At 69.8% G+C, this 21796-nt stretch carries 16 protein-coding genes; 12 read left to right on the top strand and 4 right to left on the bottom strand.

Features of this window, described 5'->3' with window-relative positions; translation table 11 throughout:
- Positions 1 to 129 precede the first annotated feature (129 nt).
- On the bottom strand, positions 130 to 1344 hold the full coding sequence (locus RZR99_RS21305; protein ID WP_323121760.1) for an MFS transporter: 1215 nt from the start codon (positions 1342 to 1344) through the stop codon (positions 130 to 132).
- 261 nt (positions 1345 to 1605) lie between these two features.
- On the opposite strand from RZR99_RS21305, the gene xdhA reads away from it, so the two are divergent.
- The 9 genes from xdhA to RZR99_RS21260 all read left to right on the top strand — a co-directional run bounded on the left by xdhA (position 1606) and on the right by RZR99_RS21260 (position 12943).
- The gene (gene xdhA / locus RZR99_RS21300; RefSeq protein WP_323121759.1) at positions 1606 to 3144 is read left to right on the top strand and encodes a xanthine dehydrogenase small subunit; all 1539 of its coding nucleotides are present in this window, start codon (positions 1606 to 1608) and stop codon (positions 3142 to 3144) included.
- Between the two features lie 30 nt (positions 3145 to 3174).
- The gene (gene xdhB / locus RZR99_RS21295; RefSeq protein ID WP_323121758.1) at positions 3175 to 5538 is read left to right on the top strand and encodes a xanthine dehydrogenase molybdopterin binding subunit; all 2364 of its coding nucleotides are present in this window, start codon (positions 3175 to 3177) and stop codon (positions 5536 to 5538) included.
- A gap of 4 nt (positions 5539 to 5542) precedes the next feature.
- The gene (xdhC, locus tag RZR99_RS21290) at positions 5543 to 6091 is read left to right on the top strand and encodes a xanthine dehydrogenase accessory protein XdhC (protein ID WP_323121757.1); all 549 of its coding nucleotides are present in this window, start codon (positions 5543 to 5545) and stop codon (positions 6089 to 6091) included.
- Between the two features lie 250 nt (positions 6092 to 6341).
- Positions 6342 to 7124 (top strand): substrate-binding domain-containing protein, encoded by a 783-nt coding sequence (locus RZR99_RS21285; protein ID WP_323121756.1) that lies wholly within the window; start codon positions 6342 to 6344, stop codon positions 7122 to 7124.
- A gap of 82 nt (positions 7125 to 7206) precedes the next feature.
- Positions 7207 to 7611 carry a nuclear transport factor 2 family protein gene (locus RZR99_RS21280; RefSeq protein ID WP_323121755.1) on the top strand — a complete coding sequence of 135 codons (405 nt, stop codon included), beginning with the start codon at positions 7207 to 7209 and terminating at the stop codon, positions 7609 to 7611.
- Between the two features lie 249 nt (positions 7612 to 7860).
- The gene (locus RZR99_RS21275; protein ID WP_407655485.1) at positions 7861 to 10083 is read left to right on the top strand and encodes a TonB-dependent receptor; all 2223 of its coding nucleotides are present in this window, start codon (positions 7861 to 7863) and stop codon (positions 10081 to 10083) included.
- A 24-nt stretch (positions 10084 to 10107) separates the two neighbouring features.
- Positions 10108 to 10899 (top strand): ABC transporter ATP-binding protein, encoded by a 792-nt coding sequence (locus RZR99_RS21270; protein ID WP_323121754.1) that lies wholly within the window; start codon positions 10108 to 10110, stop codon positions 10897 to 10899.
- Positions 10893 to 11885: an ABC transporter substrate-binding protein gene (locus RZR99_RS21265; RefSeq protein ID WP_323121753.1), complete on the top strand. Its 993-nt coding sequence runs from the start codon at positions 10893 to 10895 to the stop codon at positions 11883 to 11885. Before RZR99_RS21270 ends, RZR99_RS21265 begins: the two co-directional genes overlap by 7 nt.
- A complete protein-coding gene (locus RZR99_RS21260) occupies positions 11882 to 12943 on the top strand; it encodes a FecCD family ABC transporter permease (protein ID WP_323121752.1) in 1062 nt (353 codons plus the stop codon). The genes RZR99_RS21265 and RZR99_RS21260 overlap by 4 nt, the downstream gene beginning before the upstream one ends.
- A 13-nt stretch (positions 12944 to 12956) precedes the next feature.
- Here the strand turns inward: RZR99_RS21260 and RZR99_RS21255 are convergent, their stop codons facing one another.
- The 3 genes from RZR99_RS21255 to RZR99_RS21245 all read right to left on the bottom strand — a co-directional run bounded on the left by RZR99_RS21255 (position 12957) and on the right by RZR99_RS21245 (position 16125).
- A complete protein-coding gene (locus RZR99_RS21255) occupies positions 12957 to 13904 on the bottom strand; it encodes a LysR family transcriptional regulator (protein ID WP_323121751.1) in 948 nt (315 codons plus the stop codon).
- Between the two features lie 85 nt (positions 13905 to 13989).
- Positions 13990 to 14628: a 2-hydroxychromene-2-carboxylate isomerase gene (locus RZR99_RS21250; protein WP_323121750.1), complete on the bottom strand. Its 639-nt coding sequence runs from the start codon at positions 14626 to 14628 to the stop codon at positions 13990 to 13992.
- A 99-nt stretch (positions 14629 to 14727) separates the two neighbouring features.
- Positions 14728 to 16125, bottom strand: coding sequence for a TAXI family TRAP transporter solute-binding subunit (locus RZR99_RS21245; RefSeq protein WP_323121749.1), 1398 nt, complete (start codon positions 16123 to 16125; stop codon positions 14728 to 14730).
- Positions 16126 to 16595: 470 nt separating this feature from the next.
- On the opposite strand from RZR99_RS21245, the gene RZR99_RS21240 reads away from it, so the two are divergent.
- From RZR99_RS21240 to RZR99_RS21230, 3 genes are all read left to right on the top strand, one after another.
- Positions 16596 to 16964, top strand: coding sequence for a BON domain-containing protein (locus tag RZR99_RS21240; RefSeq protein WP_323121748.1), 369 nt, complete (start codon positions 16596 to 16598; stop codon positions 16962 to 16964).
- A 121-nt stretch (positions 16965 to 17085) separates the two neighbouring features.
- Positions 17086 to 19185 (top strand): D-(-)-3-hydroxybutyrate oligomer hydrolase, encoded by a 2100-nt coding sequence (locus tag RZR99_RS21235; RefSeq protein ID WP_323121747.1) that lies wholly within the window; start codon positions 17086 to 17088, stop codon positions 19183 to 19185.
- Positions 19186 to 19787: 602 nt separating this feature from the next.
- Positions 19788 to 21620: a S10 family peptidase gene (locus RZR99_RS21230; protein ID WP_323121746.1), complete on the top strand. Its 1833-nt coding sequence runs from the start codon at positions 19788 to 19790 to the stop codon at positions 21618 to 21620.
- Positions 21621 to 21796 lie beyond the last annotated feature (176 nt).

Here is a 21796-nt window from a genome sequence, read left to right as displayed (position 1 = left end):
TGCCGGGCGGATGGGGCGGCGAGGCATGGCGCCGGAGGGCAGCCTCCCCGATCGCTCGGGCGCGTCCGGCGTCGAACGGCAGCGCCGACGGCGCGACGACGCCGCGCGGAGCGGCGTCCGGCGGGCGGCTTACGCCGTCGCGCCGCTGCCGCTCAAGCGCGTCTGCCGCCGATACAGCAGCGCGGACAGCGCGACGCCCGACGCCGCGGCCACCGCCGCGAACAGGAACACCTGCGGATAGCCGAACGCGCCGGCCACGTAGCCGGCGAGCGGTCCGGTGATGCCGAGCGACAGATCCAGGAATACCGAATAGGCGGACAGCGCGGCGCCGCGGCTCGCCGGCGGCACCAGCGCGACCGCCTCGACGCCGAGCGCGGGGAAGATCAGCGCGAAGCCGAACCCGGTCAGCGCCGCGCCGATCAGCGCGACGTGCGGGACGGGCGCGAGCCACAGCAGAAGCAGGCCCGCGCACTCGAACGCGAACGACACGATCGCGACGCGGAAGCCGCCGTAGGTCTTGATCGTATTCGCGAACAGCAGGCGCGCGCCGATGAACAGCGTGCCGAACACGGTCAGCGACAGCGCGGCGTTCGGCCAGTGTCGCGCCGCGTAGTAGAGCGCGATGAAGGTCGCGATCGAGCCGAACCCGGCCGAGCCGAGCGCGAGACCCAGGCCGTGCGGCAGCACGCGGGTGAACACGCTTGCATACGACATCCGTTCGCCGTGCACGACCGGCACGGACGCGATCAGGCGGGCGAGATAGAAGCCCGCGGCGGCAAGCGCGATCGCCAGCACGCCGATCAGCGCGGGGTTCAGCGCATGCGCGATCGCCACGCCGAGCGGCGCGCCGAGCGCGAGCGCGCCATAGGTCGCGATGCCGTTCCACGAGATCACGCGCGCATTGTTCGCGATGCCGACTCGCCCGATGCCCCACAGGATCGCGCCCGTGCCGACCAGGCTCTCGCCGACGCCGAGCACGAGGCGGCTCGTGACCAGCAGCGCGATGCTCGCGGCCGGCCAGCGCGCGAGCAGCAGCGCGACCAGCAGGAACACGCCGCTGATGCCGCAGCCCACCAAGCCGCGCAGCACCGTCCGTTTCGGACCGAGCGTATCGGCGAAGCGGCCGGCGAGCGGCCGCGACGCGAGCGTCGCGAAGTACTGCACGCTGATCGCCGCGCCCGCGACGATGGCGCTGAAGCCGAGTTCGTCATGCACGAAACCCGGCAGCACCGCGAGCGGCAGGCCGATGGTGAGGTAGCAGATGAAGGTGAACGAGACGACGGAGACGATTTGCAGCGTCGTGGCGTACGCGCTGCTGGAAGTAGGGGCGGAATCGGAGGACATGGGGGACAGATCGAAGGGGCGGCAGGTACGTATACGAAGCTCGAATTCTCACATGGAACCGGTTTTCATGCAGGTACCGCTTAGTTAACCTGGGGCGCGATGCCCATATCGCCTCAGCAATATGACCCGCATGTGTCGCCCGCTATGGGATCCGAAATTTGACGGTGATAGCGTGCGAATCATCAGTAGAACGCCGGTCCGGGGCCGCTGCGCGCCGCCGCCGTACCCGGCCTCCCCGCCTATCTCCGAGAACGACGACAGATGAGTCAGCCGATCCGCTTCTATCACCGTCATGCGATTCGCGAAGTCAGCGACGCGAACGTCACCCGCACGGTGCTCCAGTATCTGCGCGAGGACGCGCATTGCACCGGCACCAAGGAAGGCTGCGCCGAAGGCGACTGCGGCGCGTGCACCGTCGTGGTCGGCGAGCTGAACGCCGTGGGCGGCGTCGATTTCAAGGCGGTCAACGCGTGCATCCAGTTCCTGCCGACGCTCGACGGCCGCGCGCTGTTCACGGTCGAGGATCTGCGTCAGCCGGACGGTTCGCTGCATCCGGTGCAGGATGCGATGGTCGAATGCCACGGTTCGCAATGCGGCTTCTGCACGCCGGGCTTCGTGATGTCGATGTGGGCGCTGTACGAGAAGCACGGTCACGAACGCTGCGCGAACGCGAACGCAAGTCCATGCGCGCCGCGCAGCACGCCGTCGCGCGCCGAGATCGCCGATGCGCTGACCGGCAACCTGTGCCGCTGCACCGGCTACCGGCCGATCGTCGATGCGGCGGTGCGGATGTTCGATGCTCCCGCCCCGAAGGCGCCCGTCGATACCGAGGCGCTCGCGCGCACGCTCGCGTCGCTGCGGCGCGACGACACCTTCCACTACGCGCACGCGGGCCAGGCGTTCGACGCGCCGCGCACGCTCGACGCGCTCGCGCGGCTGAAGGCCGCGAGGCCGGACGCGCGGATCCTCGCCGGCAGCACCGACATCGGCCTGTGGGTGACCAAGCAGATGCGCGAACTGGGCGACCTCGTCTACGTCGGCCAGATCGGCGAGCTGCGCCGGATCTCGGCCGGCGCGGACTGGATCGAGATCGGCGCGGGGGTGACGGTCGAGGCCGCCTACGCGGCGCTGGCGCCGCACTATCCGGAGCTGACCGAGATGTGGAAACGCTTTGCGTCGCTGCCGATCCGCAACGCGGGCACGCTCGGCGGCAACATCGCGAACGGTTCGCCGATCGGCGATTCGATGCCGGGCCTGATCGCGCTCGGCGCGCGGGTGCTGCTGCGCGGCGCCGAGACGACGCGCGAACTGGCGCTGGAGGATCTATATCTGGCGTACCAGAAGAAGGACATGGCGCCGAACGAGATCGTCGCGGGGCTGAAGGTGCCGACGCGCACCGGCGCGCGCGCGAACCTGCAATTCCGCACCTACAAGCTGTCGAAGCGTTTCGACTCGGACATCTCCGCGGTTTGCGCGGCGTTCGCGTTCATCGCCGACGGCGACATGCTGCGCGAGCCGCGCATCGCGTTCGGCGGGATGGCGGCGACGCCGAAGCGCGCCGCGCACGCGGAAGCGGTGCTGCGGGACGCGGTCTGGCACGAGGCCAGCGCGCAGGCGGCGATGCAGGCGCTCGGCAACGACTACGCGCCGCTGTCCGACATGCGCGCGACCGACGCCTACCGGCTCGACGCCGCGAAGAACCTGCTGTACCGCTTCTGGCTCGAAACGCGTTCGCAGGATCCGCTGCCGCCCGAGGCGCTGAACGTGCGCAATGTCGCCGCCGAATCGGCGGCGACCTGATCGAGCCGGCACCGAGAGAGTCTTGAGAACATGAATCAGCAAGCCGAACCCTTCCTGCAGGATCTGCGGAACGCCGACGCATTCACCCAGGTCCACGTGTCGCGTCCGCACGAGTCCGCGCATCTGCACGTGAGCGGCCGCGCGACCTACACCGACGACATCCCGATCGTCGCCGGCACGCTGCACGCGGCGCTCGGCCTCAGCGCGAAGGCGCACGCGAGGATCGTGTCGATGGATTTCGACGCGGTGCGCGCGACGCCGGGTGTCGTCGCGGTGTTTACCGCCGACGACATTCCGGGCGTGAACGATTGCGGTCCGATCGTCCACGACGATCCGGTGCTCGCGCAGGGCATCGTGCAGTTCGTCGGCCAGCCTGTTTTCATCGTGGTCGCGACGTCGCACGAAGCCGCGCGGCTCGCCGCGCGCCGCGCGCGGATCGAGTACGACGAGCTGCCCGCGATCCTCACGCCGCAGCAGGCGCGCGCCGCCGAGTCGTACGTGATTGCGCCGCTGAAGCTCGCGCGCGGCGACGCGGCCGCGAAGCTCGCGCAGGCCGCGCATCGCGACGCGGGCGAGATGACGCTCGGCGGCCAGGAGCAGTTCTATCTCGAAGGCCAGATCGCGTACGCGGTGCCGAAGGACGACGACGGCATGCACGTCTACTGCTCGACGCAGCATCCGAGCGAGATGCAGCACCTGGTCGCGCATGTGCTGGGCGTCGCGTCGCACAACGTGCTGGTCGAGTGCCGGCGGATGGGCGGCGGCTTCGGCGGCAAGGAATCGCAGTCGGGCCTGTTCGCGTGCTGCGCGGCGCTGGCCGCGTGGAAGCTGCTGTGTCCGGTCAAGCTGCGCCCCGACCGCGACGACGACATGATGATCACGGGCAAGCGGCACGACTTCCATTACCGGTACGACGTCGGCTACGACGCGGCCGGCCGCATCGACGGCGTGTCGCTCGACATGACGTCGCGCTGCGGTTTTTCCGCGGACCTGTCGGGGCCGGTGATGACGCGTGCGGTCTGCCATTTCGACAACGCATACTGGCTGTCCGACGTCGCGATCGCGGGCTATTGCGGCAAGACCAACACGCAGTCGAACACCGCGTTCCGGGGCTTCGGCGGCCCGCAGGGCGCATTCGCGATCGAGTACATCCTCGACGACGTCGCGCGCTCGCTCGGCCTCGATCCGCTCGACGTGCGCTACACCAACCTGTACGGCAAGACCGAGCGCAACGTCACGCCCTACGGGCAGGTCGTCGAGGACAACGTGCTGCCCGAACTGCTCGCCGAACTGGAGGCGACGAGCGCGTACCGCGAGCGCCGCGCGAAGGTGCGCGCGTTCAACGCGAACAACGCGGTGCTGAAGAAGGGCATCGCGATCACGCCGGTCAAGTTCGGCATCGCGTTCAACGTCACGCACTTCAACCAGGCGGGCGCGCTGGTCCATATCTATACCGACGGGTCGCTGCTCGTGAATCACGGCGGCACGGAGATGGGGCAGGGGCTCAATACGAAGGTCGCGCAGGTGGTCGCGCACGAGCTGGGCATTCGCTTCGAGCGGATCCGCGTGACCGCGACCGACACCAGCAAGGTCGCGAACACGTCGGCGACGGCCGCGTCGACCGGCTCGGACCTGAACGGCAAGGCCGCGCAGGACGCGGCGCGCCAGCTGCGCGAGCGGCTCGCGGCATTCGCGGCCGAGCGCTTCGGCAACGGCACCGTGGGCGCCGGCGAGGTGCGCTTCGCCGACGACAGCGTGCGGGTCGGCGACACGGCGGTGCCGTTCGACGAAGTGATCGCGAAAGCGTATCTCGCGCGCGTCCAGCTGTGGTCGGACGGTTTCTATGCGACGCCGAAGCTCTATTGGGATCAAGCGAAGCTGCAGGGCCGGCCGTTCTTCTACTACTCATACGGCGCGGCGGTGGCGGAAGTCGTCATCGATACGCTGACGGGCGAGATGCGCGTGCTGCGCGCCGACGCGCTGCACGACGTGGGCGCGTCGCTCAATCCGGCGCTCGACATCGGCCAGGTCGAGGGCGCGTTCGTGCAGGGGATGGGCTGGCTCACGACGGAGGAGCTGTGGTGGAACGCGGGCGGCAAGCTGATGACGCATGCGCCGTCGACCTACAAGATCCCGACCGTCAACGATTGTCCGCCGGACTTCCGCGTGAATCTGTTCGACAACCGCAACGCGGAAGACAGCATCCATCGCTCGAAGGCGGTCGGCGAGCCGCCGCTGCTGCTGCCGTTCTCGGTGTTCTTCGCGGTGCGCGATGCGGTGGCGGCGGTCGGCGACTACCGCATCAATCCGCCGCTCAACGCGCCGGCGACGGGCGAGGCGATCCTGCGCGCGGTGCAGACGGTGCGCGCGGCGCGCGCCGGGCTCGGAGCATGACGCGATGACGATCACGGTCGGCCGCCGAGGCGGCGCGCCCGCGCCGCCGCCGATGCACATCGTGCTGTTCGGCGCGGGGCACGTCGGCCACGCGCTGGTGCCGCTGTTCGGGCGCCTGCCGTGCGTCGTGCAGTGGGTCGACGAGCGCGACGAGCTGTTTCCGGACGAGGTGCCGGCGAACGTCCAGCCGGAGCCGACCGATATTCCCGCCGCGCTGGTCGACGCGGCGCCCGCCGGCGCGTACTTCCTGGTGATGACGCACAACCACGCGCTCGATTTCGCGCTGGCCGAGCGGATCATGCGGCGACGCGATTTCCGCTACTTCGGGATGATCGGTTCGCAGACCAAACGGGTGAAGTTCGAGCGCCGGCTCGCCGAACGCGGTGTCGATCCGGCGCGGATGCGGGACATGGTGTGCCCGATCGGCGTCTCCGGCATCGTCGACAAGGCGCCGGCCGCGATCGCGGTGGCGGTGTGCGCGGAGCTGCTGCAGGTGCGTTCCGGCGCGCCGCTCGCGAAGCGCGCCGCCCTTGGGCTGGCCGCGCAGGACTGAGCCGGCGGCGGGCGGCATCCTGAACGGCCTCGCGCGGAGGGGGCGCCGGCTCCGCCCGCGGCGCGATACGCGTGCAAACGCAGGCGGGCCGTGCGGCAGCGTGTCCCCGGGCGTACCGGACGTATCGGGCGCTGGGCCGATCGATGGCCACCACGCCCCGATCGATTCGAAAAAGCTCCTTCCCAAAAGAGCCGGGTTTGCCGAAGATGAGCATCGTCGTTCCCCCGATGCAACCCATCCCCCTCACACCATGCGACTTCTCCTGACAAAAACCATTGCCTGCGGCGTGCTGCTCGGCGCGGCGGCGCTCGCGCATGCGGACGCCGTCGAACTGCACGTGCTGAACTCCGGCGGCTTCACCGCCGCCTACAAGCTGCTTGCGCCGAAGTTCGAGGCGGCCCGAGGCGACCGGCTCGACATCGCGTACGGGCCGTCGATGGGCACGACGCCCGAGGCGATCCCGAACCGCCTCGCGCGCGGCGAGCCCGCCGACGTCGTGATCATGGTGGGCTACGCGCTCGACCGGCTGATCCGGGAAGGCAAGGTCGATCCGGCGTCGCGCGTCGAACTGGCCGATTCGCGGATCGGCGCGGTCGTGCGCGACGGTGCGCCGAAGCCCGACATCAGCACGCCGGACGCACTGAAGGCGGCGTTGCTGCGGGCGTCGTCGGTGGCGTACTCGGACAGCGCGAGCGGCGTCTACGTGCAGAACGAGCTGTTCGGGAAGCTCGGCATCGAGGCCGAGATGAAGCCGAAGGCGACGATGATCCCGCGCATCCCGGTGGCGTCGAAGGTGGCGGACGGTACCTATGCGCTCGGGTTCCAGCAGGTGAGCGAACTGCTGCCGGTGCCGGGCGCGACGTTCATCGGCAAGGTGCCGGAGTCGCTGCAGTCGGTGACGCGTTTCGCGGGCGGCGTGCCCGTCGGCGCGCGCCATCCGCGCGAAGCGAAGGCGCTGCTGGATTTCCTCGCGTCGCCGGATGCGGCGGCGGACGTCGAGCGCACCGGCCTCGATCGAGTGCCCGCGCGCTGACGAGCGACGCCGCCGCGCGACTTGCGTACACTCGGGGATCCCGCGCGGCAGGGGCCGCGCGGCTGACCCAATGGAGCGACGGATGCAAGGGCATCAGGCCTATCTCGACGAGGTGGTCGCGGGCTGCGACGCGATTCAGGACTGGCTGGCGGGCGTGAGCGCGTCCGACGCGGCGCTCGATGCCGTGATGGCGCATTTCGCGCCGCACTTCACGATGATCGGCACCGACGGCGGCCTTTACGACCATGCGGCGATGCGCGCGCTGTTCGTGCGCATCGCGGGGCGCAAGCCGGGACTCAGGATCACCTTCTCCGACACCCGCGTGCTGGCCGCGTATCCGGCAGGCGCGGTCGTGAGCTACTGCGAGCACCAGACCGACGCCAGCGGCGTGCTGCCCGCGCGGCGCGCGACCGTCGTATTCGAACGCGACGCGGCGACGGGCACCGTGCACTGGGCGCATTTGCAGGAAACCTTCTGCGTGGCCTGACTTCGCACGCATCGGCGTACGGCGGGCGTTTATCGGGAAGGTGATATGTTATATCATCTGCGCCGGCATGTAGGTGAACTGTAAAGTGCGCGCCGGGGGGCGCGCGGTTCGGCCGGCATGCTCCGATCAACACGGGAGTCGGGACGAAGTGAAGCGGGACGCAATGGAATGGGCCGGAGCAGTACCGGCGGCGGGGCGCGCGGCGGGGTCGCGCGACGGCGGGGATGCGATGCGCGGGGCGGGAGGGAGATGAGCGGTTCCCGACTGAAACGCGCGGCGCGCCGCCGCGTTGCACGCCGCCCGGCGGCGCCGGCCGGCCCGGCCGCATTCGCCGGGGTCCGGCGCGGCTGCATGATGGCGCTGACCTGCGCGGTCGCGGCATCCGGCGCGCTTGCCGTCGAGACCGATCCACCCGTCGCGCCGCGCGACGATCGCCACGTGCTGCCGACCGTGCGGGTGGCCGCCGCGGCGGAACGCGAGCCCGCGCCGCTGTCCACGCCGCTGCAGACCGGCTCGCGGCTCGGACTCGCGAGCCTCGATACGCCCGCGAGCGTCGAGACCATCACCGCGCAGCAGATGACGGCGCGCGGCGATCGCACGGTGCTCGACGCGGTGACCCGCGCGACGGGCTTCGTCAACAGCGCGTCGCCGGGCAACGGCGGCACGGCGCTGTCGGTGCGCGGCTTCGCCGGACAGGAGTCGGTGATGACGCTGTACGACGGCGTGCGCCTCTACCCCGGCGCGGGTACGGTCACGTTCCCGTTCGATACCTGGTCGGCCGAGCGCATCGAGGTGCTGCGCGGTCCGGCGTCGGTGCTGTACGGCGAAGGGGCGATCGGCGGCGTCGTGAACGTGGTGCCGAAGCGCCCGAAGCGCGAGCGGGAGACCACGCTGCAGGCGGGCATCGGCACGCACGGCGAGAAGCGCGTCGCGTTCGACACGACGGGCGCGCTCGGGCCGCTGCTGTCGTACCGCTTCTACCTGAGCGACACGCGCTCGCACGGCACGGTCGAGCGCGGCGACGCGCATGCGACGGCCGTCGGCGGGTCGCTGCGGCTCGACGTCAATCCGCGCCTGTCGTTCTCGCTCGACTACGACTACGGGCGCCAGAAACCCGCGACGTACTTCGGCGTGCCGGTGACGGACGGCGTGTTGGATGGCGCGCTGCGCAAGAAGAACTACAACGTCGGCAACGCGACGATCGGCTACTACGACCAGTGGACCCGCCTGTCCGCGCGCTATCGCCCGGCGCCCGGCGTCACGATCGACAATCAGCTGTACTACCTGGCCACCCACCGCCACTGGCGCGACGCGGAAGCCTACGCGCTCGATCCGGTCGCCGGCGTGGTGACGCGCAGCGACTACATCGAGATCTTCCATCGCGAACGGCAAGTCGGCGACCGCCTGAGCGTGCGTGTCGACGGGCAGGTGTTCGGCCGCGCGAACCGCCTCGTGGTCGGCACCGAGTTCAACCGGATCACTTTCGACGGGTCCAACAACGCGCCCTACGGCGGCGAGTCGACGGTCAATGCGTACGGCTTCGATCCGGGCGTGTTCGCGAGCCCCGATCCGACCGGGCTGCGGTTTCGCACCCGCACCAATCAGGCGGCGGTGTTCGTCGAGAACCGGCTCGAGATCCTGCCGCGCGTCGCGTGGGTGAGCGGGCTGCGCTACGACCACATCGCGTTCCATCGCGACGATCTGGCGTCCGGCACCGGCTTCGACAAGACGCTCGCGCACACCGGCTGGCGCACCGGCTTCGTATTCGAGGTCACGCCGTCGCTGTCCGTGTATGCGCAGTACACGACGGGCGCGGAAGGCGTGGGGTCGCTCGTGACGATGGCGTCGTCGCAGGCGAAGTACACGCTCGCGACCGGCGAACAATGGGAAGCGGGCCTCAAGCAGGAATGGCTCGACGGCCGCGCGTACTGGACCTTCGCCGCCTACGACATCGTCAAGCGCGACCTGCTCAGCACCGATCCGCTGAATCCCGCGATCCGCCAGCAGGTCGGCCGGCAATCGTCGCGCGGCATCGAGCTGACGGGCGGCGTGCAGCTCGGCGGCGGCTGGACGATCGACGCGAACGCGGCGCTGCTGCGCGCGCGCTACGACAACTTCAGCCAGACGGTGGGCGGCGTCAGCTACCCGCGCGCCGGCAACGTGCCCAACGGCATTGCGCAGCAGATGGCCAACCTGTGGCTGGGCTGGGCGTTCGCGGCGGACTGGAAGGCCAACGCCGGCGTGCGCTACGTCGGGCGCCGTTACGGCGACGACGCGAACCGTGTGCCGGTGCCGTCGTACACGGTGTTCGACGCGTCGCTGCAATGGCGCGCGACGCGCAACACCGATGTCGCGCTGTATCTGCGCAACCTGGCGGATCGCAGCTATGCGGCGAGCACGTCGAACAACGGCGCGCAATGGCTGCTCGGCCCGGCACGCTCGGCGGAGCTGGTCGCGACCATGCGCTTCTAGCCGCTCACCGGAGAAGCGCACACGATGTCCGTCACACTCGAGATCGAACGCCTGAGCTGGGCGCCCGCGGGCGCGCCGGCCGTGCTGAATGCGCTGTCGCTGACGATCGGCCCGCGCGAGTTCGTCGGGCTGATCGGCCCGAACGGCAGCGGCAAGACGAGCCTGCTGCGCTGCGCGTTCCGCTTCGCGCAGCCGCAGGCGGGCGCGGTGACGCTCGACGGGCGCGACATCTGGCGCGCGTCGCCGCGCTGGAGCGCGCAGCGCGTCGCGGTGCTGCAGCAGGAGGCGCCCGACGATTTCGGACTGACCGTCGAGCAGGTCGCGCGCATGGGCCGCACGCCGCACAAGCGGCTGCTCGACGGCGACACGGCCGACGATGCGCGCTGCGTCGAGGCCGCGCTGCGCGACGTCGGCCTGTGGGCCCGCCGCGCGCGGCTGTTCGCGTCGCTGTCGGGCGGCGAGAAGCAGCGCGCGCTGCTGGCGCGGGCGCTGGTCCAGCAGCCCGAAGTGCTGATGCTCGACGAACCCACCAACCATCTCGACCTGCGCCACCAGCTGGAGCTGATGACGCGCGTGCGCCGCCTCGGCGTCGCGACGCTCGCGGCGATCCACGACCTCAACCTTGCCGCCGCGTATTGCGATCGGCTCTACGTGCTGGCGGCCGGCGCGCTGGTCGCGGCCGGCCCCCCCGCCGAGGTGCTGACCGAGGCGTTGCTGAAGGACGTGTTCGGGGTGGCCGCGCTGGTCGACCGGCATCCGTTGTCAGGGTGCCCGCGCATCACGTTGATGCATCCGGAGGACGCCGACCCATGCTGAACCGAACGACCTGGGCCCGCGCGTGGCGCGCGCGCGCGGGCTGTGTGCTGGCACTGACCGGCGCGGCGGCGCATGCCGCCGCGTATCCGGTGACGGTGCGCAGCTGCGATCGCGACGTGACGTTCGAGCGCGCGCCGGCGCGCGCGGTGAGCAACGACGTCAACCTGACCGAGATGATGCTCGCGCTCGGCCTCAAGGACCGGCTCGCGGGCTACACCGGCATCGCCGGCTGGAAGACCGGCAACGCGCGCCTGCGGGCCGCGCTGGCGGGCGTGCCGGAGCTGGCGATCCAGTATCCGTCGCTGGAGGTGCTGATCGGCGCGCACGCGGATTTCTACTTCGCGGGCTGGAACTACGGGATGCACGTGGGCGGCCCGGTCACGCCGGCATCGCTCGAACGCTTCGGCATCCGGAGCTACGAACTGACCGAATCGTGCTCACACGTGATGCCGCGTCCGCCCGCGTCGTTCGACGACGTGTACCGCGACTTGCGCAATCTCGGCCGGATTTTCGCGGTCGAGGCGCGCGCGGAGCAGGTGATCGCCGCGATGCAGCGCCGCCTCGCGGCGGTGCGCGCCGCGCTGGCCGGCGTCGCGACGCCGCTGCGCGTGTTCGTCTACGACAGCGGCAACGACAAGCCGATGACGGCGGGCGCGATGGCGATGCCGACCGCGCTGATCGCGGCGGCGGGCGGCCGCAACGTGATGGACGACGTGCCGCGCAGCTGGACCCAGGCGAGCTGGGAAAGCGTCGTCGCGCGCAATCCGCAGGCGATCGTGATCGTCGACTATTCGGCGGTGACGGCCGAGCAGAAGAAGCAGTTCCTGCTGAGCCAGCCCGCGCTCGCGCAGGTCGACGCGATTCGTGCGCGGCGCTTCGTCGTGCTGCCGTACGATGCGGCGACGCCCGGCACCGAGAATGCGGACGCGGTCGAAACGCTCGCGCGCGGCTTGTATCCGGCCGCGTTCGCGAAGGCGGCGCGATGAGCCGCGCCGCGGCGTCCGCGCCGTCCCGGGCCGGCTTCGCGCGCTGGCGCGGGCGGCTGGCGGTGCCCGTGCTGGCCGTGGCGCTCGCGTTGTCGATCGTCGTCGCGACCGGGTTCGGACCGGCGTCGATCGCGCCCGGGCAGGCATGGCGGATCGTCGCCGCGCACCTCGCGCCGGGGCTGCAGGGCGCGGCCGCGCCCGCGTGGAGCGTCGGCGACGACAGCATCGTCTGGCTGATCCGCCTGCCGCGCTCGCTGCTGGCAGCGCTGGTCGGCGCGACGCTCGCGCTGGTCGGCGTCGCGCTGCAGGCGGTGACCGCGAACCGGCTCGCCGATCCGCATCTGCTCGGCGTGAGTTCCGGCGCCATGCTGGGCGCGGTCGCGGCGACGCTGTGGCTCGGCGCGGCGTTCGGGCCGTTCACGCTGTCGTTCGCCGCGTTCGGCGGCGCGCTGGCCGCGACCGGCTGCGTGGTCGCGCTCGCGCACCGGCGCGGCCGGCTGGAATCGGACCGGCTGCTGCTCGCGGGCGTGGCGGTGTCGTTCGTGATGACGGCGGCCGCGAACCTGCTGCTGTACCTGGGCGACCAGCGCGCCGCGTCGTCGGTGCTGTTCTGGATGCTCGGCGGCGTGGGCCTCGCGCGCTGGGATCTGCTGATGGCGCCCGCGTGCTGCGCGACGCTCGCCGCGCTCGCGCTGTACGCGCGCCGCCGCGAGCTGAATGCGCTGATGTCCGGCGATCTGGCGGCGGTGGCGCTCGGCGTGTCCGTCGCCGGAATGCGGCGCGAGGTATTCGTGATCGCGTCGTTCGCGACGGGCGCGATGGTGGCGGTCAGCGGCGCGATCGGCTTCGTCGGGCTCGTGACGCCGCACCTGTGCCGTCGTTTCGTCGGCGCCGAACACGGCCGGCTGCTGCCGGTGGCGGGGCTGTGCGGCGCGATCCTGCTGATCTGGGCGGACGTCGCGGCGCGCACGCTGATCGCGCCGGAGGATCTGCCGATCGGGATCGTCACCGCGCTGCTGGGCGGCGTGTTCTTCGTCGGACTGATGCGCCGGCGCTGAAGCGGGCGCGCGGTCAGCGCCGCTTGACGCGCGCGGTCAGCTCGGCCGACACCTCCGCCATCAGCGCGCCCAGCCAGGCGACGTCGGTCGGCCGGTCCGGCTGCGGATGCCGGAGCTGGTAGCAGCGGATGCGCGGGAACGGCACCGGCGGCTCGACGACGACGAGCGGCAGCAGCTGCGCGTAATGCGTGGCGAAGCGGCGCGTCGTCGTGAAGATCAGGTCGGATTGCAGCAGCACCTGCGGCACCAGCCCGAAGTAGGGCAGCGTCGTCACGACGCGGCGTTCGAGGCCCGCGCGGGCGAGGCCGATCTCGATCGCGTTGCGCTTCGCGCCGGTGTACGGCGTGGGCGCGAGATGCGCGGCGGCCGCATAGGCGTCGCGGGTGAGCGGCGCGCCGGCGAGCGGGTGCGCGGCGCGCATCATGCAGACCACCGTGTCCGCGAACAGATCGTCGCGGACGAAATGCGGGTCGGGCTTCGGCCAGTTGCCGATCACCAGGTCGAGCGCGCCCGAGTCGAGCGCGGCGGCGTGATCGAGCGCCGGGTTCAGCGAATCGATGTCGAGGTGGGCATGCGGCGCGGCCGCGCGAAAGCGCGCGATCAGCGTCGGCATGAAGAAGTCGTTCAGGTAATCGGGCGCGACGACCCGGAACGTGCGGCGCGCGTGAGCGGGATCGAATTCGCCGTGCGGGGTCGCGATGAAATCCACGTCGCGCAGCGCGCGCTGCGCGGCGTCGAGCAGCGACGCGCCGTATTCGGTCGGCACCATGCCGGCCTTGCCGCGCACCAGGATCGGATCGTTGAGCGTCTCGCGCAGCTTGCGCAGCGCGGTGCTGATCGCGGGCTGGGTCTGGTTCAGGCGCAGCGCGGCCTGCGTGACGCTGCGCTCGAGCAGCAGCGTGCGCAGCACGCGCACGAGCCAGATGTCGAGCGAGGCGGTACGGTCTTCTTCGGGTTCCATCGGAATAGCGGGCAAGCGGGTGCGTCGGGTCGTCACGTTACCCGCGCGCGGCGGGTTTGCGCGCGCGGGTGCGAAATAGCCGGTATCACGGGCGCCCGGACGGCAGCGCGCTGATCCGTTTCACTTCCTTCGATTCGAGCCAGTTCGGCGTGCGCGCGCAATACAGCACCATCGGCAGCGCGTCCTCGCCCCAGAACAGCTGTGTGTTCAGCCAGAAGGTCGGCACGCCGAACACGCCGAGCGCGATCGCGTCCGCCGTGTTGCGGCGCAACTGCTCGCGGGTTTCCTCGAAATCGATCAACGATTCGCCGTGCTCGACGCCGAGCCGGGCGCACAGCGCGGCGAAGCCGTCCGGCGTCGACGGATCGCGGCCGTCGCGCCAGATGAAGCGGAAGATCTCGCGCACGGTGACGAGGTCGGCCTGCAGCGCGATCGCGAGCCGCAGCGCCTTGCTCGAATCGAACGGATGCGCGGGCGGCATCTTGAACGGAATACCGAGCTGTTCCGCGCGAAACAGCGCGTGCCGGTAGGTGAAGACGCGCTTCGCGGGCACCTCGGCGGCGGGGCGCTGGCCCCAGTGGCGGTGCAGATCCGGCAGCGACACGGGAACCAGCGCAAACGGCATGTTCGGCCACTTGTCGTGCTGTTCGAGCAGCAGGTACGTGAACGGCGACAGGAAGTCGTAGAACCACACCGGCTGGGAAGCGTCGAGGCCGACGGTCATAAGTATGTGTCTCCTGAGGAAAGGGCGCGACGAGCGGCTGTGTCGCGCCATGTTACGCGGCGGCGTCGGCAAATGCAGCAAACGCGGCGGATCGTCCGTTCAGGCGGCATCGGGCGGCGCGGCGGCCGCCGGCGCGGCGCGCGCGGCCGGGGCCGGGTCGTGGGCCAGCAGGCGCTCGCGCACGAAGCCGATATGTTCGCGCAGCACGTAGAACTGGCCCGCGTACGCGAGCGGCATCTTCATCCGGTTGACCGCTTCCTCGACCTCGTCGAGCCGGTCGAGCAGCACGACCCGCTCCTCCGCGGTGTGCTCGCCGAGCGCGTTGCGCTCGAGCGCGATCAGCGCGCCGTACCAGCGGTAGATGCGCGAGCGCACGCGCCAGCCGTACAGCGACGGCACGAGCCGCAGCCCCGGAATCAGCACGACGACGAGCGGTACGACGATCACCAGCAGCCGGTCGACGAGGCTCGCGACCCAGAACGGCAGCTGCCGGTACAGGAACGTCTTGCCCGATTTGTAGTAGCGCGCCGCGTCGTCGGACAGCGGGAAGCTGCTGTGCGTGACGGGCGACGGGAATTCGCCCGCGCGCTGGAGGATCGTCGCGCGGCCGTGCACTTCGCGCGCGGCCTCGATCAGCAGGTCGGACAGCGCGGGATGCAGCGTGTCGCGCGCGATCAGCTCGACCGTCGGGGACAGCGTGTGGATGTCGGTCGACGGCAGGTTGGTGCCGGGATCGTAGACGCCCATCGGCAGCGTGATGTCCGTCAGATACGGAAAGCGCCGCGCATAGGCTTCCGCCTGCGTGAACGAATAGAAGTGCACGCCGGGCGCGCGGAACAGCTTCGCCATCACCGGGATCTGGGTCGAGTCGCCGGACAGGAACGCCGCGTCGATTTTGCCGTCGACCAGCGCGCGCGCCGCATCCTCGCCCGCCGTCGGCAGGATCGGCGTCTCGCCGCCGGGCGCGATGCCGTTCATCTTGAGCAGCGCGAGGCCCAGCTCGCGCGCGCCGCTGCCCTCCGCGCCGAGAGCGAGCCGCTTGCCCTTGAACTGCGACAGCCGCTCGATCACCGGCCCCCGGTACAGGATCGCGAGCGGCACGTAGCCGATGCTGCCGAGCGACACCAGGTGTTCGTCGCGGCCCTTCTGGCCGAGCCCGCTCTGCACGAAGCCGACGTCGACCTTCTCGCGGGGATCGTCGAGCCGCTGCAGGTTGGTCGCCGATCCTTCGGACGCCAATACGTTGAGCGTCACGCCGTTTTTCGCGAGGATCTGCTTGTATCGCTGCGCGGCCATCCAGTTGGTGCTGCCGGGCGGCCCGGCGCTGATCGTCAGCGCGGTCGGCGGCGCGGGCCGGATCAGCGCGATCGCGAGCCAGATCGCGGCGGCGGCGAGCACCACGGTCGGGCCGAACGACATCGCGAGATCGCGCCACGACACGGCGACGAAGCGGGCGAGGATGCGATGCGGCCGGTGGGGCGGTGGCTGTGGCGTCATGGTGCGGGTTCGGGGGCGCGGGCGGCCCGGCGGCGGACGGTCTCTGTTCGCGGCGATGGTACCCGAGTTCCGCGCCGGTGCGGCGAAGCGAGGGTATTCCACGGCCGCGTCCGGCGCGGCGGGCCGCGCCGGACGGGCCGCCGGCCGCCGGGCGGGCATGTAAAACCTTTGCGAATCCCCGCGCTGTGGATTAAATTGTGCGACGCAGCCGCGCATCCAGCCCGCGCGGCGCGACCCGGCTGCCCGACAAGACCGGGCGCGTCACGGGCATCGGCGCGGCCGCCTGGCAGGCGGATTCGGTCATGTGCCCGTCATCTGCACGCGGCATCGCCAGGCCATCGTATCGCCTCTCTCGCATCGCCGTGGAAAGCTCCGGCCGGGTCCGCGCGTGCGCTGCACGCGCCGCCGGCCGTTTGGGGTAAGGTAGCCGCGGACTGTTGCGGTTCACATCGAAGTCACAAGGAGAAAGTATGAAGTCGATCGTATGGAAGGCGTTGGGTGGCGCGCTGGTCGCGGCGCTGGTGAGCGGCCAGGTCTATGCGCAGGCGAGCGACGCGGCGGCGGGCACGGAAGCGCCGGCCACGGCGCAGGCCGCATCGAAGGCGGCCGCGAAAACGGCCAAGAAAGCAAATCGTAAGCTCGGCTACGCGGTGCGCAAGGCGATTTCGAAAGTGAACGGCGTCGACGTGTCGAACATCACGGTGCGCACGAAGGGCGGCGTGGTGTCGCTGGAAGGTTCGGTGCCGGATGCGTCGCAGATCGACAAGGCCGTCGAAGCCGCGAAGGGCGTGGACGGCGTGACCTCGGTGAGCAACAAGCTGAGCGTGCAGCAGCAGTAAGGCCGGCGCGGACCGCGCGGCGCGCTGTGCGCCGTCCGGTCCGCCCGTGCCGGACGGGCCGCGGAATCTGCCGCGGCCCGTTTTTTCACGATCGAACACGGTCATCGACTGAGGGGCGGCAATGACGAGGGGCAGGGGCGGATCGATGCGCGCGGCGGCCGCCGTGGCGCTCATCAGCTGCGCGGGATTGCTCGGCGCCTGTAACGGCGACGACGGCGCATCGACCAATGCGCTGCCGGCGTTCGTCGCGGGCAGCGTGCGCACGACGGCGTATGACGGCATCAGCGACGATCTGCTGACCGCGGGCCTCGGCAAGACCGGCCTCGCGAGCGCGACGCGTCCGGCGTTCGCGAACCCGGCCCGGCCGAGCGCCGCCGAACTGCGGCGGCTGGCGATCTACACGAATTACCGCGCGCTCGTCGACATGACCGCCAACGGCGGCTACGGCCGCTTCTGGGGGCCGAACATCGACCTGGCCGGCAACGACACGCTCGGCGAGGGCAAGATCGCCGGCACCGAATACCTCGCCTATTCCGACGACGGCCGCGGCCGCAAGAACGTCACGCTGCTCGTGCAGGTGCCCGCCGGCTTCGATCCCACCCATCCGTGCATCGTGACCGCGACCTCGTCGGGCTCGCGCGGCGTGTACGGCGCGATTTCCGCCGCCGGCGAATGGGGCTTGAAGCGCGGCTGCGCGGTCGCCTACAACGACAAGGGCGGCGGCAACGGCGCGCACGAGATCGCGAGCGGCACCGTCACGCTGATCGACGGCACGCTCGCCGGCGCGTCGGGCGCCGGCAGCCTGAGCCAGTTCAGCGCGAGCGAGACGCCGGGCGAGCTGGCCGCGTTCAATAGCGCGTATCCGAACCGTTACGCATACAAGCACGCGCATTCGCAGCAGAATCCCGAACAGGACTGGGGGCGCGTGACGCTGCAGGCCGTGCAGTTCGCCTACTGGGCGCTCAACGAGCAGTTCGCGCCGACGGTCGGCGACGGACATCACGGCATCCGCTACCGGCCGGGCGACATCACGACGATCGCGGCGTCGGTCAGCAACGGCGGCGGCGCGGCGCTCGCGGCGGCGGAGCAGGACAACCAGGGCTGGATCACGGCCGTCGTCGTCGGCGAGCCGCAGATCAACGTACGGATGGCGCCGAACGCGGTGGTGCGGCAGAACGGCGTGGCGGTGCCGTCGTTCGGCCGGCCGCTCGCCGACTACGCGACGCTCGCGAACCTGCTGCAGCCGTGCGCGGCGGCGGCGGGCGCGGCGGCCGCCGCGCCGTATCTCGGCTCGCTGCCGCTCGCGCAGACGCAGGCGATCCGCCAGCAGCGCTGCGCGACGCTCGCGGCGGCCGGGCTCGTGGCGGGCGCGGATCTGCCGAGCCAGGCGAACGATGCGCTGAACCAATTGCACAACGCCGGCTACCTGGCCGATTCCGACCTGCTGCAGGCGCCGATGTGGGATTCGCAGGCGATTCCCGCGATCGCCGTCACCTATGCGAACGCGTACACGAAATCGCGGGTCAGCGACAATCTCTGCAACTTCAGCTTCGCCACCACCCATCCGGCCACGGGCGCGGTCGCCGCGCCGTCGGCGTCGCCGATGAGCGATCTGTTCGGCTCCGGCAACGGCGTGCCGCCCACCAACGGCATCAATCTCGTGTTCAACGGCGCGGCGGGCGGCGTCGATCATCGGCTCGCGACGCCCGACGCGAGCTTCGCGGGCGCGCTGTGCCTGCGCCAGCTGTGGACCGCGAATCAGCTCGGGATCGGCGCGAATGTCGACGCGGTGCGCGTGAACGCGAACCTGCAGCACAAGCCCGCGATCATCGTGCAGGGCCGCAGCGATACGCTCGTGCCCGTCAATCACGCATCGCGCGCGTATGTCGCGCAGAACAGCATCAGCGAAGGCGGCGCGAGCCAGCTGTCGTTCTACGAAGTGACGAACGGGCAGCATTTCGACGCATTCCTGCCGGTCGCGGGTTTCGACAGCCGCTACATTCCGGTGCACTACTACGATCTGCAGGCGCTCAACCTGATGTGGAGCCACCTGAAGAACGGCACGCCGCTGCCGCCGTCGCAGGTGATTCGCACGACGCCGCGCGGCGGCGTGCCGGGCGCCGCCCCCGCGCTGACGACGTCGAACCTGCCGCCGATCGAGCCGTCGCCCGGCGCGAACGCGATCCGCTCGGGCGCCGGCGTGGTCGACGTGCCGCTCTGATCGGCGGCGGTCCGCCGCCGTCGCCCCGACCGGCCGCATCCGCCATGCGGACGGTCGTTTTATTTTATTGCGCCGCATAAATCCATCCCGTCCCCGTTCCTTCTCTGTAACAAATTCTTACTTTACGTTACCGTCTGGCGCTTCTAATATGCGCCCGTATTTGTCCACATTTTAAAAATTACGCAGAAACTCCAATTCTTTCTGTTTAATTAGATAATCCTTTCGTTTTGTTTTTTCGATTCTCAATGAGCGTGCTTGTTAGCGAAAAAGCGCTGCATTGACGATCGGGGGGATTCTTTTGCTTCGTGAAAAGATGCGTGCGGCGCGGCCGCTGGCGCAGGGGGCGGGCTTGTCCGTTCGGAACGCGGGGTGGGGTGGCGCATGTCGCGCCGAATTAAATATCCGTCTCGAATCTGGAATTGATTCCAGAAAATTCATATTGGGAGGCGGGCGGAATAAATAAGGCCCGGCCGATATCGAATCGCCGGGTGAGCAAATACTCGGGGCGCGAATCGCATAACGATGGCGTCTAGAGTGCGGAACGCCGAATGGGATCAAATATTTCAATCGGCGAAATTCATCGTTCTGTTCGAGAGGCAATAATGAAGACTCAGAAGTCCTTGAAAGACGGTTTCGCGCTATTTTTCGGCAGGGCGGGCCGCCCGGTCGCGGCGGCGGCGGTGGCCGCGCTGCTGCTCGCCGGCTGCGGCGGTGACGACGGCGGTGGCGGTAGCCCCTCCGTCGCGGCTGCTGCGGTCGCCAACAACACGGTCGCCAACACGGCGGCCACCCCGGACGCGACGAGCGCCACGCCGCCCGACCAGCCCTATGTCGACAACGACGTCTACGGCACCGGCCCGACCGATTCGGTCAGCGATGCGACGGAAGGGGCGTCGGTGGTGCACCGGCAGGTGCGGATCAACGGCCAGGTCGTCAAGTACACCGCGACGGCGGGCCACCTGACCACGATCGACCCCGTGACGTCGAAGCCGAACGCGAAGATGTTCTACGTCGCGTATACGCAGGACAACCCCGATCCGTCGAAGCCGCGTCCCGTCACGTTCTTCTACAACGGCGGCCCGGGTTCGTCGTCGGTGTACCTGCTGCTCGGCTCGTTCGGTCCGAAGCGCCTGCAATCGTCGTTCCCGAACTTCACGCCGCCCGCGCCGTACAAGCTGCTCGACAATCCGGACAGCCTGCTCGACCGCTCGGACCTGGTGTTCATCAACCCGGTCGGCACCGGCTACTCGGCGGCGATCGCCCCGGCGAAGAACAAGGACTTCTGGGGTACCGACCAGGACGCGCGCTCGATCGACCGTTTCATCCAGCGCTACCTGACCAAGTATTCGCGCTGGAATTCGCCGAAGTTCCTGTACGGCGAATCCTATGGCACGGCGCGCAGCGCGGTGGTGTCGTGGGTGCTGCATGAAGACGGCATCGAACTGAACGGCATTACGCTGCAGTCGTCGATCCTCGACTACTCGAACTCGTTGAGCGCGGTCGGCACGTTCCCGACGCTCGCGGCCGACGCGTTCTACTGGAAGAAGACGACGGTCAGCCCGACCCCGACCGATCTCGACGCGTACATGGCGCAGGCGCGCACCTACGCGGACACGGTGCTCGCGCCGCTCGCGCAGGCCCCGAATCCGCAGGACGGCGGCTTCGTCAACGTTCGCCTGAACCTCAACCTGCAGTCCGCGCAGCAGATGGGGGCGTACATCGGCACCGATCCGGTTTCGCTGATCCAGACCTTCGGCAATCCGGCCGCGCTCGGCAACGTGCCGTCGTCGGACAACAACCCGCCGTACACGTTCTTCCTGACGCTCGTGCCGAACGTCCAGATCGGCCAGTATGACGGCCGCGCGAACTATACCGGCCTCGGCATCGCGCCGTTCATCCTGCCGAACTCGGGCGGCAACGATCCGTCGATCAACAATGTCGGCGGCGCGTATACGGTGTTGTGGAACAGCTACCTGAACACGGACCTGAAGTACACGTCCACGTCGTCGTTCGTCGACCTGAACAACCTGGTGTTCACCAACTGGGACTTCAGCCACACGGATCCGACGGGCGCCAACGCGGGCGGCGCGAACACGCTGTACACGGCCGGCGACCTGGCGGCGACGATGAGCCTGAATCCGGACCTGAAGGTGCTGTCGGCGAACGGCTATTTCGATGCGGTCACGCCGTTCCACCAGACCGAGCTGACGCTGCAGCAGATGGCGCTCGATCCGACCTTGAAGGCGAAGAACCTGACGCTGAAGTTCTACCCGTCGGGCCACATGATCTACCTGAACGATCCGTCGCGCGTCGCGCTGAAGGGCGACCTGGGCACGTTCTACGACGGCATCCTCGCGAACCGCTCGGCACTGCAGCGCGTGCTGAAGCTGCAGCAGAAGGCGTTGCAGCTCAAGCAGCTCAAGCAGGGATCATGATGTGATCTCGCGCTCGAGATGAACGAAAACCGCCCGGCTTGCCGGGCGGTTTTTGCATGGAGGGCTCGACGGGTGACGGAGGGCGCGAGGGCCGGCGCGCATCGCGCACGCGCATGCGCGGGAAAGGAACGATGCCGGTGTCGCGGGGCGGGCGCCGCGCGGGATGCGCCGCCGCG

This window comes from Burkholderia alba, from assembly GCF_034721475.1.
GTDB classification, from domain to species: domain Bacteria; phylum Pseudomonadota; class Gammaproteobacteria; order Burkholderiales; family Burkholderiaceae; genus Burkholderia; species Burkholderia alba.
This window is presented reverse-complemented; position numbering and strand designations above follow the sequence as displayed.

Coding starts and splice junctions, on each gene's coding strand:
- RZR99_RS21285 (WP_323121756.1), top strand. CDS start 6,342: ATGCGACTTCTCCTGACAAAAACCATTGCCTGCGGCGTGCTGCTCGGC.
- xdhB (WP_323121758.1), top strand. CDS start 3,175: ATGAATCAGCAAGCCGAACCCTTCCTGCAGGATCTGCGGAACGCCGAC.
- RZR99_RS21265 (WP_323121753.1), top strand. CDS start 10,893: ATGCTGAACCGAACGACCTGGGCCCGCGCGTGGCGCGCGCGCGCGGGC.
- RZR99_RS21275 (WP_407655485.1), top strand. CDS start 7,861: ATGAGCGGTTCCCGACTGAAACGCGCGGCGCGCCGCCGCGTTGCACGC.
- RZR99_RS21305 (WP_323121760.1), bottom strand. CDS start 1,344: ATGTCCTCCGATTCCGCCCCTACTTCCAGCAGCGCGTACGCCACGACG.
- xdhC (WP_323121757.1), top strand. CDS start 5,543: ATGACGATCACGGTCGGCCGCCGAGGCGGCGCGCCCGCGCCGCCGCCG.
- RZR99_RS21255 (WP_323121751.1), bottom strand. CDS start 13,904: ATGGAACCCGAAGAAGACCGTACCGCCTCGCTCGACATCTGGCTCGTG.
- RZR99_RS21250 (WP_323121750.1), bottom strand. CDS start 14,628: ATGACCGTCGGCCTCGACGCTTCCCAGCCGGTGTGGTTCTACGACTTC.
- xdhA (WP_323121759.1), top strand. CDS start 1,606: ATGAGTCAGCCGATCCGCTTCTATCACCGTCATGCGATTCGCGAAGTC.
- RZR99_RS21260 (WP_323121752.1), top strand. CDS start 11,882: ATGAGCCGCGCCGCGGCGTCCGCGCCGTCCCGGGCCGGCTTCGCGCGC.
- RZR99_RS21270 (WP_323121754.1), top strand. CDS start 10,108: ATGTCCGTCACACTCGAGATCGAACGCCTGAGCTGGGCGCCCGCGGGC.
- RZR99_RS21245 (WP_323121749.1), bottom strand. CDS start 16,125: ATGACGCCACAGCCACCGCCCCACCGGCCGCATCGCATCCTCGCCCGC.
- RZR99_RS21240 (WP_323121748.1), top strand. CDS start 16,596: ATGAAGTCGATCGTATGGAAGGCGTTGGGTGGCGCGCTGGTCGCGGCG.
- RZR99_RS21280 (WP_323121755.1), top strand. CDS start 7,207: ATGCAAGGGCATCAGGCCTATCTCGACGAGGTGGTCGCGGGCTGCGAC.
- RZR99_RS21235 (WP_323121747.1), top strand. CDS start 17,086: ATGACGAGGGGCAGGGGCGGATCGATGCGCGCGGCGGCCGCCGTGGCG.
- RZR99_RS21230 (WP_323121746.1), top strand. CDS start 19,788: ATGAAGACTCAGAAGTCCTTGAAAGACGGTTTCGCGCTATTTTTCGGC.